This window comes from uncultured Streptococcus sp. (assembly GCF_963516575.1).
Classification (GTDB): Bacteria; Bacillota; Bacilli; order Lactobacillales; family Streptococcaceae; genus Streptococcus.
Genome location: NZ_CAUQCP010000010.1, coordinates 1 through 19,910, shown reverse-complemented (window position 1 = coordinate 19,910; position 19,910 = coordinate 1). Strand labels below are relative to the sequence as shown.

General features: G+C 39.3%; 11 protein-coding genes. 1 reads left to right on the top strand and 10 read right to left on the bottom strand.

The annotated features are described in order from the left end of the window. Position 1 precedes the first annotated feature (1 nt). The 9 genes from RWM06_RS02835 to RWM06_RS02795 all read right to left on the bottom strand — a co-directional run bounded on the left by RWM06_RS02835 (position 2) and on the right by RWM06_RS02795 (position 15,237). The gene (locus tag RWM06_RS02835; protein WP_313970039.1) at positions 2-1,402 is read right to left on the bottom strand and encodes a bifunctional Cof-type HAD-IIB family hydrolase/peptidylprolyl isomerase; all 1,401 of its coding nucleotides are present in this window, start codon (positions 1,400-1,402) and stop codon (positions 2-4) included. A 319-nt stretch (positions 1,403-1,721) separates the two neighbouring features. Beyond that, positions 1,722-1,961, bottom strand: coding sequence for a 30S ribosomal protein S18 (gene rpsR / locus RWM06_RS02830; protein ID WP_000068664.1), 240 nt, complete (start codon positions 1,959-1,961; stop codon positions 1,722-1,724). Positions 1,962-1,992: 31 nt separating this feature from the next. Then, the gene (gene ssbA / locus RWM06_RS02825; RefSeq protein ID WP_000609606.1) at positions 1,993-2,463 is read right to left on the bottom strand and encodes a single-stranded DNA-binding protein SsbA; all 471 of its coding nucleotides are present in this window, start codon (positions 2,461-2,463) and stop codon (positions 1,993-1,995) included. Positions 2,464-2,474: 11 nt separating this feature from the next. Next, positions 2,475-2,765: a 30S ribosomal protein S6 gene (gene rpsF / locus RWM06_RS02820; protein ID WP_001151784.1), complete on the bottom strand. Its 291-nt coding sequence runs from the start codon at positions 2,763-2,765 to the stop codon at positions 2,475-2,477. 163 nt (positions 2,766-2,928) lie between these two features. Next, positions 2,929-10,365, bottom strand: coding sequence for an Ig-like domain-containing protein (locus RWM06_RS02815; RefSeq protein WP_313970038.1), 7,437 nt, complete (start codon positions 10,363-10,365; stop codon positions 2,929-2,931). Between the two features lie 464 nt (positions 10,366-10,829). Continuing rightward, positions 10,830-12,173 (bottom strand): asparagine--tRNA ligase, encoded by a 1,344-nt coding sequence (gene asnS, locus RWM06_RS02810; protein WP_000167160.1) that lies wholly within the window; start codon positions 12,171-12,173, stop codon positions 10,830-10,832. A gap of 16 nt (positions 12,174-12,189) precedes the next feature. Continuing rightward, the gene (locus RWM06_RS02805) at positions 12,190-13,368 is read right to left on the bottom strand and encodes a pyridoxal phosphate-dependent aminotransferase (RefSeq protein ID WP_313970037.1); all 1,179 of its coding nucleotides are present in this window, start codon (positions 13,366-13,368) and stop codon (positions 12,190-12,192) included. Continuing rightward, positions 13,365-13,853 (bottom strand): DUF5590 domain-containing protein, encoded by a 489-nt coding sequence (locus RWM06_RS02800; RefSeq protein WP_313970036.1) that lies wholly within the window; start codon positions 13,851-13,853, stop codon positions 13,365-13,367. Before RWM06_RS02800 ends, RWM06_RS02805 begins: the two co-directional genes overlap by 4 nt. Before the next feature lie 187 nt (positions 13,854-14,040). Next, positions 14,041-15,237 (bottom strand): MFS transporter, encoded by a 1,197-nt coding sequence (locus RWM06_RS02795; protein ID WP_313970035.1) that lies wholly within the window; start codon positions 15,235-15,237, stop codon positions 14,041-14,043. A gap of 419 nt (positions 15,238-15,656) precedes the next feature. Between RWM06_RS02795 and RWM06_RS02790 the strand changes: the two genes are divergently transcribed. After that, positions 15,657-16,202, top strand: a complete 546-nt coding sequence (locus tag RWM06_RS02790) for an NADPH-dependent FMN reductase (protein ID WP_313970034.1) — start codon at positions 15,657-15,659, stop codon at positions 16,200-16,202. A gap of 237 nt (positions 16,203-16,439) precedes the next feature. On the opposite strand, the gene RWM06_RS02785 is transcribed toward RWM06_RS02790, so the two are convergent. After that, positions 16,440-19,910 (bottom strand): LPXTG cell wall anchor domain-containing protein (locus tag RWM06_RS02785; protein ID WP_313970033.1); only part of this gene is annotated, 3,471 nt, incomplete at its 5' end.

Sequence of the window (19,910 nt, the reverse complement as noted above, 5' to 3'; positions counted from 1 at the left end):
CTTAGTCCTCGATTTCAATTGTTTCAATCACAACATCTTCAACTGGCTTGTCCATAGCCCCTGTCTCAACAGCAGCAATGGCATCCAAGACAGCGTAAGAAGCATCATCAGCTAACTGACCAAAAACCGTGTGACGGCGGTCTAGGTGAGGGGTCCCACCTTGTTCTGCATAGATTCCCGCAATTGGTTCTGGCCAACCACCACGTGCAATCTCTTTCTTAGAGTATGGCAAGTGTTGATTCTGAACGATAAAGAATTGACTCCCATTGGTATTTGGACCCGCATTCGCCATTGAAAGGGCACCACGTATATTGTATAGTTCTTCAGAAAACTCATCCTCAAAAGCTTCTCCATAGATAGACTCACCACCCATACCTGTACCAGTCGGATCTCCACCTTGAATCATAAAATCTTTGATAATACGGTGGAAAATAACTCCATCATAATAGCCATCTTTTGAAAGAGCAACAAAGTTAGCCACTGTTTTAGGTGCCTGTTCAGGGAAGAGCTTGATACGCAAATCTCCATGATTTGTTTTAATAGTCGCTAAAGGACCTTCTACTGCTGTAATATCAACTTGTGGGAAATGTAATTCTTTTTCTACCATACCAAATCCTTGCAAGGCATCAAAAATGCCGTCTTCTTCTAGTGTTTTTGTAATATAATCTGCTTTTTCTTTGATATTATCATGAGAAATTCCCATGGCTACACTGATTCCAGCATAATCAAAGAGTTCCAAGTCGTTGAGGCCATCTCCAAAAACCATGACGTTGTCTGGTTTCAAGCCAAGGTGTTCCACAACCTTTTCCACACCCGTCGCTTTGGAGCCTGAAATCGGTACAATATCAGACGAATGTTGATGCCAACGAACCATGCGAAGTTTGTCTGAGAGACTGTCAGGCAAGTGCAAGTCATCTCCCTTATCTTCAAAAGTCCACATCTGATAGATATCTTCTTTTTCATGGAAATCTGGATCTACATCTAAATCAGGGTAAATTGGATTAATAGCTTCACTCATCATATCGGTGCGAGTCGACAACTTGGCATCATGACTCCCAACCAAGCCATACTCAATTCCTTCTTGCTTAGCCCAAGAGATATACTCCTCAACATCTGACTTCTCAATCTGATGTTGATAAATGACCTGACCTTTTTTATCTTCAATATAGGCACCATTTAAGGTCACAAAAAAGTCAGGCTTGAGCTCACGAATCTCTGGCACGACACCAAAAATCCCCCGTCCAGAAGCAATACCTGTCAAAATTCCTTTCTCACGTAATTGCTTAAAAACAGTTGGGATTGAAGCTGGAATAAAACCCGTCTTGGAATTTCTCAATGTATCATCAATATCAAAAAAGACAATCTTGATTTTCTTTGCCTTGTATCTTAATTTTGCATCCATCTCACTACCTCTTTCAATCTAACTCTTTCCATTATACCATAAAGTAGCTAAATCCCCTATTTTCAAAAAGTTTCCAGTTTTATTGTAATTCCTTGGATGAGAAAAGAGACATGTTTATGAAAAAGAGGTCCACTGGACCTAACTCGCCTTCTCGTTTCAAAGCTCGTGAAAAAAGACCCATCGGGGTCTTCATTCGCTTTCTTGTTTTCAAGCTCATGAAAAAGAGGTCCACCAGGACCCAAACTCGCTCTCTCATTTCAAGGCTCGTGAAAAAAAGACCCACCCGGGTCTGAAAAAGAGGTCCACCCGGACCTCTTTTTTAATCTTCGTTTACGAAAGGCATCAAAGCCATTACGCGAGCGCGTTTGATAGCTGTTGTTACTTTACGTTGGTTTTTAGCTGAAGTTCCTGTTACACGACGAGGAAGGATTTTCCCACGTTCTGAAACGAAACGGCTAAGAAGCTCAGTATCTTTGTAATCAACATATTCAATTTTGTTTGCTGCGATGTAATCAACTTTTTTACGGCGTTTGAATCCGCCACGACGTTGTTGAGCCATGTTTTTTCTCCTTTATAATTTTAGTTGTCCATTAGAATGGTAAATCATCATCTGAAATATCCAATGGATTTGTTGCTCCAAATGGATTTTCATCACGTGAAAAGTCTGGTACTGAATTTGTAGGCGCTGAATAGTTTGCAGTTGGTGCAGAGTAAGCTCCACCTGTATGACCCTCACGCACACTACGGCTTTCCAACATTTGGAAATTCTCAGCCACGACTTCTGTCACGTAGACACGTTGTCCTTGCTGGTTATCGTAACTACGAGTCTGGATACGACCTGTCACCCCGATAAGTGAGCCTTTTTTAGCCCAGTTAGCAAGATTTTCAGCCTGTTGGCGCCACATAACGACATTGATAAAATCAGCCTCACGTTCGCCATTTTGACTCTTAAATGTACGGTTTACTGCAAGAGTAAAAGTCGCAACTGCTACATTTGATGGGGTATAACGCAACTCAGCGTCACGTGTCATACGCCCTACAAGTACAACATTGTTAATCATAGTTTACCTTCTTACGCGTCAGTTTTGACGATCATGTGACGAAGAATGTCAGCGTTGATTTTTGAAAGACGGTCAAACTCTTTAAGAGCAGCGTCGTCGTTTGCTTCAACGTTAACGATGTGGTAAAGTCCTTCACGGAAATCTTTGATTTCGTATGCAAGACGACGTTTTTCCCAAGTTTTTGATTCAACAACAGTTGCACCGTTGTCAGTCAAAATAGAGTCAAAACGTGCTACCAAAGCGTTTTTAGCTTCTTCTTCAATGTTTGGACGAATAATATAAAGAATTTCGTATTTAGCCATTGATATGTTCCTCCTTTTGGTCTAATGACCCCAAGACTTTGCAAGGGGTAAGTGAGGTTCGCTCACAATAAACTATTATACTAGAAAATAATTTTTTACGCAAGTAAAAAGACTAAAATAAAAAAAGAAGATGACGAATCATCTTCTTAAAAACTATGAGTTTTTAGTCCTCTTTTTTCTTGCGAGCAAGAAGTCCAAATCCACTCAAAGCTCCAAGGAGTCCAAGTGCTGCAAGGCTAGCGTTAGCTTCTGTACCAGTATTTGGCAATTCGCGTTTACCTTCAGCTTCTTTCACTGCTGTTGGTTGTACTGGTTGCTCTTGTGTTGTTTCTTGAACCTTACGATAAACATGACGTACATTACCGTTTGCATCTTTTTCTGTTCTTACTAATTCATATCCTGAGATATCTTTAGCTGGAACTTCACCATTTTCATTTGGAAGAATTGGGTTACCATTTTCGTCCACAAATGTTGTGATGATTGATGTTTCTGGTGTTGTCACTTTACGGTAAATATTATGGACATTGCCATTCGCATCTGTTTCAGTACGAACGATTTCATATCCTTTTAATTCTTTACCTGGATGTGAACCATTTTCATCTGGGATGATTAATTCTCCGTTTTCATCTACATAAGTTGTGATGATTTTGTATTCAAATGGAGAAGGTGTTGGTGTTGGCGTTACAACCTTTTCATATACGTGTTCGATATCTCCGTTTGGAAGTTTCTTCGTTTCTACGAAGCGGTAGCCTGGAATGTCTTTCTTATCAACTGTTCCTGGTTCACTTGGATAGTTTGGAATTTCGTTTCCTTCTTTATCCTTGAATGAAGTTGTTACTTTTTCGTAGATGTGTTTTGTATTACCATCTTTATCTTTTTCAGTCTTAACAACTTTGTAGCCTGGAACTGGTTCAGATGGGTTTTCTCCATCTTTAGATGGGATAAGTTCTGTTTCTTTTCCATCTTTTCCTACTACTACAAACTTAGTATCAGGACGAACTGTTGGTGTGTAAGTTGCTGTTGCTGGTGTTCCGTTCTTATCTACACGTTTTACAGTAACAGCTGGTGCTTTTCCTGTAAATGATTTTTCTGGTGTAAATGTTACTGTTCCATCTTTGGCAACTTCGAATTTACCAACACCTTCTACTGTTTTAACAGTGCTTCCATCTTCAAATGTTGCTGGTACTTCATCATCCATTGGTACTTCTGGATTTCCTGGTTTGAATGTTGGTTTTCCTGTTTGAACTTCACCTTTAGCTCCTTCAGATATTTTCCCTTCAGCTGTTGGAGTTACTGGTGTTACTGTTGGTGTGTAAGTTGCTGTTGCTGGTGTTCCATTCTTATCTACGCGTTTTACAGTTACCGCTGGTGCTTCTCCTGTAAATGATTTTTCTGGTGTGAATGTTACTTTTCCATCTTTCGCTACTTCGTATTTACCTACACCTTTAACTTCTTTAACTGTACTTCCATCTTCGAATGTTGCTGGTACTTCATCATCCATTGGTACTTCTGGGTTACCTGGTGTAAATTTAGGTGTTCCTGTTTGTACTTTTCCTTGAAGTCCTGTTGATTTATCACCTTCTGCTGTTGGAGTTACTGGTGTTACTGTTGGTGTGTAAGTTGCTGTTGCTGGTGTTCCATTCTTATCTACGCGTTTTACAGTTACCGCTGGTGCTTCTCCTGTAAATGATTTTTCTGGTGTGAATGTTACTTTTCCATCTTTCGCTACTTCGTATTTACCTACACCTTTAACTTCTTTAACTGTACTTCCATCTTCGAATGTTGCTGGTACTTCATCATCCATTGGTACTTCTGGGTTACCTGGTGTAAATTTAGGTGTTCCTGTTTGTACTTTTCCTTGAAGTCCTGTTGATTTATCACCTTCCGCTGTTGGTGTTACTGGTGTTACTGTTGGTGTGTAAGTTGCTGTTGCTGGTGTTCCATTCGCATCTTTTACTTGTACTGTCACTGGATCTGGTGTTCCTGTGAAGTCTTTGTTTGGTGTGAATGTTACTTTTCCTGATTTTGGATCAATTTTGTACTTACCAACTTCTTTTCCATCTTTTGTAGCTGAAATTTCTTTTTCTGTTACAGGGTTTCCATCTACTACGAATTGTGCTGGTTGCTCATCCGTAATTGTGATTGGCACTTCGCTGTTTCCTGGTTTGAATGTTGGTGTACCTTCTTGAGTTTTACCTTGGATTCCTGTTGATTCTGTTGGAGTTCCTGTTGGTGTTACTGGTGTTACTGTTGGTGTGTAAGTCGCTGTTGTTGGTGTTCCATTCGCATCTTTTACTTGTACTGTCACTGGATCTGGTGTTCCTGTGAAGTCTTTGTTTGGTGTGAATGTTACTTTTCCTGATTTTGGATCAATTGTGTACTTACCAACTTCTTTTCCATCTTTAGTAGCTGGAATTTCAGTTTCTGTAATTGGTTCTTTTGTAACAGGATTATAGAATGTCGCTGGTTGAGTTTCATCAATCTTAATTGGTACTTTCACTTCACCTGCTGTGAATGTTGGTGTACCTTCTTGAGTTTTACCTTGGATTCCTGTTGATTCTACAGGTGTTCCTGTTGGTGTTACTCCAGTAAATTTCGGTGTGTAAGTTGTTTTCGCCACAGTACTGTTCGTATCTTTTGCTTGTACTGTTACTGGTTCAACTTCTCCAACATATGTTTTGTCTGTTGGTGTGAATTTCACTTCACCTGTTGGCACTCCATTAGCATCTTTAACTAGTGAGTAAACTCCGATTTCTTTACCATCTTTAGTCACTGTTACTGTTTCAGCTTCATTTCCTGATTTATCTAGTAACTTAATGGTAGATTTAACGATTGGAGCTGGTGATTCTGGTTCTTTATTTGGGTTACCTGGAATAAATTCAACTGTTCCTGTTTGTTCTACCCCTTGTGGTCCTTCTGATTTAGCAGGGTTTGCACTTGGGTTAACAGGGATAATCGATGGTGTGTAAGTTGTTGTAACTTGTGAACCATTTGTATCTTCTCCACGTACTGTTACAGGAACTACATCTCCTGCATACGGTACTGTAGGGTCTGGAGTAAAGGTTACTTCACCAGTATCTTTATTTAATGTATATTTACCAATTACTTTACCTTCTGGACTCTTAGCTGGAACTTCTTCAGCTGGTTGATTGTTTTCATCTAATAAAGTCGTTTTACTTGTAACGATTGGTGTTACTTCTGAACCTGCAGTAAATGTTACCGTTCCTTTTTGAACTTGTCCTTGTGGTTTGATAGAAGTTGCTTCTTCTGCAGTTGGTTTTTCTGGAATAATACTTGGCGTGTAAGTTGTAACCGCCGGTGTTCCATTTACGTCTAACGCTTGAACAACTGCTGGTGGTACTTTACCAGTGTATTGTAAATCAGTTGGTTTGTACGTTACTTTATTCGTAGTTGGATCAATTGAGTATTCCCCAATCTTATTACCATCTGGTCCCATTACGTCTTGTTTCGCAGTTGGTTCTAATGGATTTCCATCGCGATCTAATAGTCTTGCACTTCCTTCTTGAATCGCAACAGTTTCTTCTTTACCATTTACTGTAACTGTTCCTCCAGTAAATGATACTGTTCCTTCTTGAGTTTGTCCTTGAGGAGCTTTTGATTCAGCAGCTTGCCCTTGTGGTCTTACTGGAACGATGTTTGGAGTATAGTTTGTTTCTGCTGGTGTTCCGTTTGAGTCTTGCATACGAACACGAGCTGGCAATACTGCACCTGCATAAGATTTATCTGTTGGTGTGAAGATTACTTCTCCAGTAGTTTTATCTACTGTGTAATCTCCTACTTTATTACCATTTTTATCTGTTGCTGGTAATGTTTCAACTGGGTTTCCACTGTCATCCACTAACGTTAATGTTTCAGGTTTCATTGTTGATTTATCTGAACCTGGTGTGAATGTTGGAATTCCTTTTTGAACATCTCCTTGTTTTGCAGTAGATTCAGCTTCTTTAGCTGTTGGTTCTACTGGTGTGATGTGTGGTGTGTACGTAGCTGTTGCTTTTGTACCATTTTCGTCTTCCCCTTGGATTGTTACAGGAAGAACTGGCCCAACATAAGTTTTATCTGTTGGTGTAAATACAGCTGTTGGCACTCCATCTACTACTGTTAACGTATATGTCCCAATCACTGTTCCATCCGGTTTTTTCGCTGGAACTTCTGTAGCTGGTTGTCCATCTTCTCCTAATAATGTATAAGCATCAGGATTCATTGGAACTGATTTTTCAACTTCAACTGGGTTATCATTTTTATCTAAGTAAGTAACAGTGTTTTTACCTGGAGTAAATGTAATTTCTTGTTCTTGTGTTTCACCTTGAGGTTTAGTCGTTTCTCCACCTTCTGCAGTTGGTGTAACTGGTTTAACTTTTGGTTGATAAGTTACTGTACCTGTTGAAGTTACAGGTTGTCCATCTTTGTCTACCCCAACTTTACCTGTAAATGAAACTTTAACTGGATCTGGTTCACCAGTAAAGTCTTTATTTGGCGTGAATACTACTTCTCCTGTTGTAGGTGTAATCGTGTAAGTACCGATTGTTTTACCATCTTTTGTAGCTGGAATTTCAGTTTCATCTGTTGGATTTCCTGTCTTAGGATCCACTAACTTAGCTGGGAATTCTTCTGAAGGAGTAATCTTGTTATTCGCAGTATCTTTGAATTCAGGAGTTCTTGTTTGTTTCGCTCCTTGAATATCGTTAGATTTCTCTTTTCCATCTACGATTTCACGTTTCATTACGTGAGGGATATAACGTCCATCCATTGAACCTTTTTCTGAAGCGCCTTCTGGTGTCACTTGTTCACTGATTAATGTCAGTTGGTCTCTGTTATCACCTTCACCGTTGATGATTGGTTTACCAATTTTACCCCATCCAGTTGTAGCACCATTCGTATCTGTACGACGAATTGTAATACCGTCTGCATCTCCAACGAATGTAGCTTCTGGAACGAATTCTACACTAACGTCTTTTCCTTTAGCTGTAACTTTATATTTCCCTTGTCCTGGTACTACATAGTAACCATCTACTAAATCTGCATCTTGAACAACTGTTCCATCCGCTCTGACGATTTGCGGTTTAACTGTTTCGTCAATCGCTGCTTTTTCTTCAAAGTTATAGTCTTTATTTCCATAAGCGTTGAATTTAATAGTAGAACGTTGAGTCGCACCTTGAACATCGTACGTTTCTTCTTTTGTACCACGTGGTGGAATTGTTTGTTGGATTTGAAAGTCTTCTACTTCCCCAGAATATGCAATTCCTGTCGCTTCTTTAACATCTGCTTTATCGTTTGCGATACGTAAACGAGTTGCCAATTTAGTCGCAGTTACATCTACGTTTTGAACAGGAGTTGTCCAAGTTAGTGTTACTTCTCCATCTTTTGTTACTTCAACAGCTCCAGCACCTTCATTTTCATCGAATTTACCATTTCCATTAAAGTCAATCCAGCCATTTACGAAGGCATTTTTACCGCCACCTAAGTGAGCGTCAAATGTCAATGAGTAAGTACCGTCATTAACTTTTTTCAGTTTGTAGTTATCGCCTTGTTCTACTTTATCACCCATTAATTGGCGAGCACCTTCGTCTCCACCTTCACCATTCACATCATCATATTTGAAGGCTGTTTCATCTGTAATCTTCTCAGTACGGATATCGATATCTGGCTCTTTTGAACCTAAGTACGGTTGTGTAATTCCAGCACCTTTTGCGATTGCATGACCTACTTTACCATAAGAGGCTGGAGCATCCCCATCATCTAATACCATGAATCCGAACATAGCCCCTTGTTGACCACTTGATAGAATATAAACACCTAGGTTTTTAGCATTACGCGTTAACACAACTGGCGTAGACATACCAGAATCACGGTGAGTAACCGCTGGTCCGAATACTTGTGTTCCTAAACCATCACTATAAACCGTTCCATCTTTGTCTGTTACAGTTGATACTGTATCTTCTGTAATTTCAGTTGAACGGAAACCTTTTGCTTTATCAGCGATAAATGGTTCAAAGGCTGTTTTTCCTTTTCCTTCGATAGAGTAAGATTGTCCTAATTGACGACCTTGACCATTTCCTACTGGAGTTAAGTTATAACGGTTATCGTATGATTCTGCAGTATAAGAACGAGCAGTTGGTACTCGATAGTTTTTATTCGATAATTCAGTAACTAATTCGAATCCATCCCCATCAGTTTTGTAGATTTCAATCTCAGATGAACCCGCTTCTTCCCCTGTAGCAAATACAACGTTCGCTGGTACTTCTTTACCATTTAAAGTCGCTTTAACTTTGAATTCTACCCCAACGTTCGCTCCATTTTTTACAGATTGGATTACTGTCGTACCACCTGTATCAATTCCATTTGTTTTCGCTACAGAATATCCACCTTGACGAACTACTTTTACTTCTGCTGGTGTACCGTCTTTATACACGTTTTGAGCGTTAGGATCATAACCTGCTCCTCCACGTTCTTTATAAACGTCAGTTGAGTTAAATGGTTTAAGTGCTGTAACTTCCATTTCCACAACATATCCAGGAGTCAATTCTTGTTTGAACTTGGTTCCAACTTGTAGTTTTCCACCGTCTCCAAGATTTTCAACGACTGCTGTTTTACTTGTGATATCGAACCATTTAATTTGGTGTTTTAAACGTTCTGTATTTTTTTCAGCATATTTTTTCCAGTGATCACCTTGTTCAGCTTCTGTTAATGGTGCTTCGTCCACTCTTTCAGCTACATCAGCTAAGGCCACCTCAAATTTACCATCACGACCAATTCCTGCTTTTTTAAGTTCACTGTAAACTGCAAGAATTGATTCATTTAAGCGAGCTAATTGAGCATCTACTTGTTCCTTTGTAACGCTCTTATCAGCTAAAAGTACTTTTGATTCGTTAAGTACCGCTTGGTTTTTAGCAACCGCTGCTTCAACTGCTACTCTATTTTCTTCTGATACTTCTTTCTTACGAAGTTCTGTAGTGGCAAGTGTATTGGTTACATCAGCCTCTGAAGAAATTTGTGTCAAGATAGTTGTTACAGCAGAAACAGCTTTTTCTGTTGGTGTGATGTTTTTTTCTGCTTCTTCTTTTGCTGCCTTATCTTTATCAGCCTCTTTTGTTTCTAATCCTAGCTTGTTTGATTCTGTTACAACTGTTTTCAATGAAGAAAGAATATCTTTTTGAATATTTACTTCTTCTTGCTTGGCAGTTTCATTTGCCAAAACAGCTTTCGCAGTAGCTAAGGCTTCACGAGCATTGGTTACAACTGAGGCATCCGCATACTTAGCATTTGATAATGTAGTCTCTAAATTTGAAATACTCGTTTCAAGAAGTGACTTATTTACTTGAACTTCTTCTTTCTTAGGTGTTTCAGCTGTCTTTTCTGTCAACTGAATAGTACTTGCTCCTAATTCTGGAGAAGCATTTTCTACTTTTTGAATATTTTCTTTAGAGTCTGAAACTGGATTTTGTTCAGTAGCTGAAACTGCTCCATTTCCTAAGAACATTAAACCAGCCGCAATCGCTACTGATGCTGCTCCAAAACTGTATTTACGAATACCATAACGAATATACTTTTCCGTTCTAAAATCTTGTTGTTTACCCTTCATTTAGAGTCACAACCTCCTTTATGCATACTTTTTAATATTGAATTGAAATATCCAGACAAATAAAAAGCCCCCCCCCCTTAAATTTTTTAGTAATATTAAGAGGTTATCATTTTAAAAAGGGTTGCCTAATAATTATCAATATCACTCACTATTGTATCATGCCGCTATTATTAATTCAAGTTTCATGCTTATATATATATATATTTATGGTTTCAATCTACTACTTCCTTGAAGAAAGTAGTACATACATCAGTTTTTAAACAATAAGATTAATGTACTAGGATACGAAACTCTATTCTGAACAACTGGTAGTATGTTTCTAGCACAAATTCAATTTTATAAGAAAAGGAAGTAAATATTTTCACGAAAAGTGCATATTATCAAGATTTTGAAAACCTGATAATATTTTCTTTCGTTTCTAGACCTTTCCATGAAAAAAACGCCACATGGGCGTTTTCCTGTTCTTACGGTTTAATACGGTGCAACATACGTGGGAATGGAATGGCTTCACGGATGTGTTTTGTTCCTGCTGCGAAGGTTACCATACGTTCGATACCAATACCAAATCCTCCGTGTGGAACTGTACCGTATTTACGAAGGTCAAGGTAGAATTCATACTCTGTACGATCCATGCCAAGTTCATCCATCTTAGCAACAAGGGCATCGTAGTCTTCCTCACGCATAGAACCACCGATGATTTCTCCGTAACCTTCTGGAGCAAGCAAGTCTGCACAAAGCACGCGCTCTGGATTTCCAGGAACTGGCTTCATGTAAAAGGCCTTGATAGCTGCTGGGTAGTTCATGACAAAAGTTGGCACACCAAAGTGGTTTGAGATCCAAGTTTCATGCGGTGAACCAAAGTCATCACCATGCTCAAGATGTTCGTAGTCAGCGTCTTCATCGTTTTCATGCTCTTGCAAGAGGTCAATAGCTTGATCGTAAGTGATACGTTTGAAGGGCTCTGCAATGTAGCGTTTCAAGAGTTCTGTATCACGTTCCAATGTTTCCAAGGCTTGAGGCGCGCGATCAAGAACACCTTGTAGAAGAGCTTTTACATAAGCTTCTTGCAAGTCAAGTGACTCATCGTGTGTCAAGTATGAGTACTCTGCGTCCATCATCCAGAACTCAGTCAAGTGACGACGCGTTTTTGATTTTTCAGCACGGAATACTGGACCAAAGTCAAAGACACGACCAAGAGCCATAGCACCCGCTTCTAGGTAAAGCTGACCTGATTGGCTCAAGTAGGCTGGAGTTCCGAAGTAGTCAGTTTCAAAGAGTTCAGTTGAGTCTTCCGCCGCATTTCCTGAAAGGATTGGGCTATCAAACTTCATGAAGCCGTTCTTGTCAAAGAACTCATATGTTGCATAGATGATAGCGTTACGGATTTGCATAACAGCTACTTGCTTACGAGAGCGTAGCCACAAGTGACGGTTGTCCATCAAGAAGTCTGTTCCGTGTTCTTTTGGTGTGATTGGGTAGTCTTGAGATTCACCAATCACTTCGATGTCTGTAATGTCCAACTCATAGCCAAATTTAGAACGTTCGTCTTCTTTGACAATCCCTGTCACATAAACAGAAGTTTCTTGGCTCAAGCGTTTGATGACATCAAACTTCTCAAGCCCCACTTCTTCACCAAATTTTTCTACAAAGTTTGGTTTAAAGGCCACACCTTGGAAGAAGGCTGTTCCATCACGCAATTGTAAGAAGGCAATTTTCCCTTTGCCTGATTTATTGGCAACCCAAGCGCCAATCGTCACTTCTTGACCAACATAGTCTTTTACATCAATAATCGTTACACGTTTTGTCATTGTTTTTCCTTTTCTTTTATTTTTCCATAAATGCTTTCAAGCGTTTAACTGCTTCTTTAAGCGTGTCTAGGTCTGTCGCATAGCTGAGGCGCACATTTTCTGGCGCTCCAAAGCCAGCTCCTGTTATGAGTGCCAAACCAACTTCCTCAAGGATAGCTGTTGTAAAGTCAGTCACATCCGTATAACCTTTCATCTCCATGGCTTTTTTGACATTTGGGAAGAGATAGAAAGCTCCTTGTGGCTTAACGACTTCAAAACCAGGGACCTCACACAATAGCGGATAAATGGTATTGAGACGCTCCTCAAAAGCTTGACGCATGATATCAACAGAATCCTGTGGTCCTGTTAAGGCTTCGATGGTTGCATATTGTGAAACAGCAGTTAGGTTAGAAGTTGTTTGACCTGTCAATTTGCTCATAGCAGCAATGATTTCTAGATCACCCACTGCATAACCTACCCGCCAACCTGTCATGGCATAAGCTTTTGATACACCGTTAATGACAATGGTTTGCTTACGAATTGCTTCTGATAGACTTGAGATTGGAACAAATTCATTCCCATTATAAACAAGGCGGCCGTATATATCATCTGCTAAAATCAGAATGTCATGCTCAACTGCCCAATTTCCGATAGCTAGTAATTCTTCACGAGTATAGATCATACCAGTCGGATTAGATGGTGAATTGAGAACCAAAACCTTTGTCTTATCTGTCCTAACTAGTTCTAGTTGATCCACCGTGACTTTAAAATCATTGTCTTCTTTAGCTTGAACAAAGACTGGAAGCCCTTCTGCCATCTTGACCTGATCTCCATAACTAACCCAGTATGGAGTTGGAATAATAACCTCATCTAAAGGATTGATTACAGCCATAAAGAAAGTATAGAGGGAGAACTTGGCACCTGTAGCAAAGGTAACCTCATTACTTGCGACAGAATAGCCATAGTAGCGCTCGAAGTAGGTATTCACTGCAGCTTTTAATTCTGGTAGACCTGAAGCTACTGTATAGAAGGAAGCCTGTCCTTCTCGAATAGCTTTAACTGCTGCATCCTGAATATTTTCAGGGGTGTGAAAATCTGGTTGTCCCAAGGTCAAGAAAAGGACATCCTTACCTTGAGCTTTTAATTTTTTTGCTCTCGCATCACTAGCTAAAGTGACACTTTCTTCCATTTCTAAAACACGGTTGGATAGTTTCATAGGCCCTCCTTATTGACCAATGCTCCTGTTTCAAAATCTACTAGATAAAAATCAGTTCCTGACTTAACTTCCCAAATTGGTTTGTCTTGATAACGGCCAAAGGTTATCTTGTCAATCTCGCCTGCTCCTGTTTCTTTAGAAACAGCTTCTGCTTTTTCTTGTGAAACACCCTGATTTAGCCGATAAACGTAAATCTTATGGTCATCTTTTCCAATCAGGACAGCAAGTGATTCTTGTTTTTTATTACGACCAAGAACGCTGTAATAGGATTCTAAGCCATTGTATAAGTCAACCTGATCAGTCTGCTCTAATCCTGCATACTGCTGAGCTAATTTTTCTCCTTCACTTTTAGCTGTTTGATAGGGTTTCATGCCGAGAGAAACCAGATACAGAAAGGAAGCACTGATAACCACAAACAAAATCGTCATCCCTAGACCATACTGCCACAGTAGATTATTTTTTGCTTTTTTTTGTCTTTTTTTCACTCGTCTATTTTACCATCTATTGGGCTTTATTACAAGTGAATGAAAGAACAATCGCACTTTATTTCTTCCTTCAAAGTAAACCGATTTTTCTTGTTTAAAACCGAGCAAGAAAAGCAAAGACAGCTCCAAAATCAACCTATTAAAAAACTTGAGCTTTGGTACTCAAGTTTTTAAAATTTCTTTTAATTTATGGAATTATTTTATCATCTATTCTTTTAGCCATTTTTCCTAAAAAGATAGGCAGTAGAAGGCTAATCATGACTAAAAAGAATCCTAGATAAAGAAATGCTACTACAAAGCCTAAATGGTCAATCAACCAGCCTGTCAGTGGAAAGAAGACAATCATACTCAAGCTAAACATCATAGAATAGACACTCAGCATGGTTGCCCTTACTTCACTTGGAAGGCGCCCTTGCAAATCATTGTCAAAAATCGGCTTAAAAAGAGCATGCAGAGCATTACTAATCAAATAAATCAGAATATAGATTAGAGGTGTTCCAAAGTAGGACAGCATATAGGTGATTCCAGTCAGCAGGACGAGAATAGGAAAAAGCTTCAAGGCAGCATATTTCTTTCCAATCTTACTCGCTAGATAGATTGCGAGGATATTCAAGAGACTTCCAAGTAGCATAACTGCTGAAATTTGCCAACTACTTAAATCTGGCAACTGATTTTGATAGTAAAAATAAAACATATACATGAGTGTTCCGACAATCTGAGATAAAATCATCCAGTTTAAAAGCATGGGATTTCTCTTCAACTCATCCTTAACAGTCCAAATAATCTGTTTCATGGTCACACTATCAGCTTTTTCTAGCTTGACACTAGGTTCTTTCAGCATCCAAATCAGGAAAAGAACTATGATAGAAGTGGCAATCATGATATAGTAGGTCAGGTGCAATTGACCATGAACAAAAAATCCTGCTAGCACTGTCCCCAAAGACTGGGTTCCTTCTGACACTCCTGATATGAAACTTGAAATGGATAGATAACGCTCCTTTAGTCCAGCCTCTACAGCCGAGTCATAGACCATTGCTGCGCTTGTTCCTGAATCAAAATTATAAGACAAGGCACTTACCGCCATAGCTAGTGCATAAATCCAAAAATTTCCCTGCCCAGCCAACATGAGAATAGAAGACACAATCCCTGCTATTCGACTTAAATAAAGGTTGGTCTTATAGGAATAGCGGTCAGCTAACATACCAGATGGAATTTCACAGAGAAGACTGGTCGTATGAAAAATACTTTCCAGGAGCCCAATCTGCCAAAGAGACATGCCGTTTTGACTGAGAAAGAGAATCCAAAAACTGGTAATCCCTAGAAATGCAAAAAACTCAACTCCGGCCATCAGGCCAATATTTTTCCGATAATTTCTTATTAACATTTTTTCTCCTTTAACAAGTGTATTATTATTTCTTTTGTCCGTCACTTGTTAATCTGTGTCTTACATGATCTCCACCCTTTTTAGAAGCATTCTTCAATGCCATTATTTTCGTTTAATTGTTTATGAAATGATATCAGAAAATAGCCGTTCTACGGTTTCTATTTCGAGTTTTTCGTTTATTTTAGCACTTATATCATCATATTACAAGAGAATATAGGAATACTCTTCGAAAATCAAATATAAACCAGGATTCAAAACGAACAGTTCTTACTTTTCCAGTCGCAAATGACTAAAGTTTCTGTAATTTTTAATTTTCAAATAAACTCTGAGCAAATTTCTTGCAAGTCCTTTTGTTTTGTTGTAATATATTTTATAACAACGAGAGGGTTCTCGGAAATTTAAGAAAAAGGAGACACATCATGTCTAAAAAAGTATTATTTATCGTCGGATCACTACGTCAAGGTTCTTTCAACCACCAAATGGCCCTCGAAGCTGAGAAAGCACTTGCTGGTAAAGCAGAAGTTAGCTACCTTGATTATTCAGCCCTTCCTCTCTTCAGCCAAGATTTGGAAGTTCCAACTCACCCAGCTGTAGCTGCTGCTCGTGAAGCAGTTCTCGCTGCAGATGCTATCTGGATCTTCTCTCCAGTCTACAACTTCTCTATCCCTGGAACAGTGAAAAACTTGCTGGACTGGCTATCTCGTGCCCTTGACTTGTCTGATACACGTGGTGCTTCTGCCCTTCAAGACAAGTTTGTCACCGTATCATCTGTAGCCAATGCAGGTCACGATCAACTATTCGCTATCTACAAGGACCTCTTGCCATTTATCCGTACACAAGTCGTTGGTGACTTTACTGTTGCACGTGTTAACGACTCTGCTTGGGCAGACGGAAAATTGGTTCTTGAAGAAACAGTCCTAAACTCACTTGAAAAACAAGCTCAAGACTTGATCGCAGCAATCTAGTAAAAAATAGAGAATTTTAAGAAGTCTAAATCAATTATAGCCACCTCATAGGGTGGCATTTTTAGACTCAATCAAGATTTTCAGACAAACATCAGCCATCCAAAAAAACCTTGAGCCTTACCACTCAAGGTTTTTAGCAGTCTTTCCATCATGGAAAATCGTCCTAAGAATATTCTTTCATTCGAGATCTATCACTTATCATCTGCTTTCGAGAAATTAGTGACTGCTTTTGGCTGATTAATCTTCTTTTCTTCGACCTACATATAGGCTCAATAGAATACCGCTACCTAAAAGAATAGAGATATAATCAGATTGGCTTCCAGTTTCAGGTAATTTGTCCCCATGGTTTTCTTTACCTGTAGTTGGAACTACTGGGTTAGCATTTACTGGAGTTGCTGGTTGAGCCGGTGTTGGTACTACTGGTTGTTCTGGAACCGCTGGTACTGGTTTAACCGGTACTTCTGGTGTTGGAACAACTGGAGTTGGTTGTACTGGCACTTCTGGTGTTGGTTGTGCTGGTACTGTTGGAATATCTAATTCTGGTACTTCAGCAACTTCAGGCATACCTGGCACACCACCGTTGAATTCTGGCAATTCATGAACTGGTGGTTCTGGCATTGCAAACGTTGGTCTTTCTGGCACATTAGGGGTTGGAGAAACTGGTTTGTCATTTGATGGTGTTACTGGTTTGTCTTGGCATCCACATTTACCATCTTTGCCGTCTTTACCGTCGCGACCATCTTTTCCATCTTTAACAACTGTTTTTGTCACAGTTCCGTCAGAATTAATGATTGTGATTGTATGACTACCATCTCCATTATCTTCAACAGAAACTTTTGGTGATTTACCATCTTTACCGTCTTTAATCACCATTTCTGTCTTACTTCCATCCGGATTAGTAATTGTAACAACGTGAGTTCCATCGTTATTATTTTTAACAGTTACAGTTGGTGAAACGCCATCTTTACCATCTTTGATAATAGATTTGTATTCACGGCCATCAGAATCAACGATTGTTAAGGTGTGAGTTCCATCTCCGTTATCAACGATGTTCGCTTTTGGTGATTTACCATCAAAGATTGTAGTTGTAGTTTCTTTACCATCTGCTCCTGTCACTTTAATAGTGTGTGAACCATTGTTGTTATCAATCACTTCAAGTTTTGGTGCTTTACCATCACGAACTGTGGTTGTTGTAGTTGTACCGTCTGAGTTCACAACTGTGATCGTGTGAGTGCCATCTCCGTTATCCACAACCTTAGCAGTTGGTGATTTACCATCACGAACTGTAGTTTCAGAAACAGTACCATTACCGTTTTCTACACGAATAGTGTAAGTACCATCATGGTTGTCTTTAATAGTCGCTACTGGTGATTTACCATCTTTAATGATCGTTTCAGTAGTTGTTCCGTCCCCATTTAGAACTGAAATCTTATGAGTTCCATTTTGTTCATCAGTTATCGTAACTTTTGGTGATTTACCATCACGAACTGTAGTTTCAGTTGTCACACCTTCTGGATTTGTAATAACGATTGTATGACTTCCGTCTCCATTATCACGAACAGATGCGGTTGGAGTACGTCCGTCAACACCGTCACGTCCATTTTTCACAACAAACTCATTCTTAGTTCCGTCTGGGTTAGTGATTGTTACTGTGTGACTTCCATCTGGATTTTCTCTTGTTGTAGCTGAAGCAGCTTTACCATCTTTACCATCTTTGATGATAGCGTTCGTTACATTACCGTCTCCATCCGTCACTTTAACAGTGTGAGTTCCATCGTTGTTATCAGTGACTTCAACTTTTGGAGTCTTACCGTCTTTACCATTTTTAACAACAGTTTCTTTTGAGCTTCCATCTGGATTTGTTACAGTAATTGTGTGACTTCCATCTGGATTTTCAGTTGTGGTGATAGTAGCTGTTTTCCCATCTTTACCATCTTTAACTTTAGTAGTTGATTCAGAGCCATCTCCATTTCGTACTGTAATAGAATGTGTTCCATCTCCATTATCTGTCATTGTGACAACTGGTGATTTACCATCTGCTCCATTATCACCTTTTTCACCTTTTAGTCCATCAAGAACTGTTGCAAGTGGTTTTGTAGCATCTAATGGTTGACCTGGATTTGCTGGATCTTCTACAAAAATTTTAGTTTCATTACCTTCTTTTTTAGCAACTAAAGATTTTCCATCTTTACCATTTTTTACATTTACAGTAACAGGATCTTTTCCTGGTGTTGTAATTGTAATATCTGTACTATGTCTATCTGTTCCTGGTTTAGCTGTAACTTCTGGTGTATCTCCTTTTGCTCCTTGAGGTCCTCTTATATTGCCAGTCTTGTTCCATGCTCCGTTTTGTTTTTTATAGACATCTCCTGTTGAACTATCAATATAAGTATCTCCATTTTTTCCATCTTTTGGAGTTGGTGCAATATTTCCACTTAAAAGTTCAGATCCATTACGTCCGTCTCTACCACTAGCACCATTTTCTCCATTAACTCCGTTCAATACATCACGTTCACTGATTAACTCATCTACTCCCGGATCGTAATGATTATTTCCATTATTATCAAAATAAACTGTAACATGAGTACCATCTGCGTTATCAGAAGATGTTGCTCTAGAATTAGGATGTCCTGATACTTCATCCGGGTTATTTCCTACACTTCTTCTAGCTCTTCTAAAGGAATCTTCTCCATTAACATATGGTTGTAAATCAATTTTAGGAGTTCGTCCATTGTTACCATTATGTCCATCTAGACCATCTCTAACTGTAAATGTTACTGGTTCTTTTCCTGGTGTTGTAATGGTTACAACTGTACTATGTCCATCTGCTCCACGTTGAGTTGTAACTGTAGGTGTTTGTCCATTTTGACCATTCGCTCCAGTTTCGCCTTTAGCTCCATCATGAACAAATACTGTAGTCGGTTGTGAACCATCGTGATTATCGACAGTAATCTCTACTCCCTTATGATCAACTTCTTCCTTACGAGCAGCAGTTACAGTTGGTGATTTTCCGTCTACCCCATCTCTAATGACTGCAAGAGGTCTGTCAGGAGTTAATGGTTGACCCGGATGAGCTGGATCTTCTTGATAAACCTTTGTTTCTTTACCTTCTTTAACAGTGAGCAATGACTTACCATCACGTCCGTCAGCACCTTTAGCACCATCTTTAATCATTTCTGATCCTAGAAGTTCATCAGTTCCTGGTGTGTATTTACCATCATTGTTTTCATCAGTATAGAATGTCACAATTGTATGAGATGGGTTACCATTTTGTCCCTCAACACGTAGTAGATCAACTTTTGGAGTTTTCCCATTTAGACCGTTTTCGCCATTTTTAACATTTACTGTTACCGGAGTTTTTCCTGGAACAGTGAATGTAATGTCAGAACTATGTCCATCTTTTCCTGATGTTACAGTTACTTCAGGAGTTTTCCCATCTTCACCTTTCTCTCCGTCTTTAACGATGGATGTTTGAACGAGCGTATCTGTGCCTTCTGTATAGTTTCCATCGCCATCTTTGTCAATGTAGAAGGTTAGAGTAGTTTGTTTTTTAGCTTCATCACGAACAGCTTTGACTTTTGGTGTTTGTCCGTCTACTCCGTTTTTAACGATTGTTGTAAGGGCTGGACGTCCTTCTGGTTGCGTAACTGTAATCGTATGACTACCATCATGGTTGTCTGTCACTGTTACTTCTGGTGTGAAGCCGTC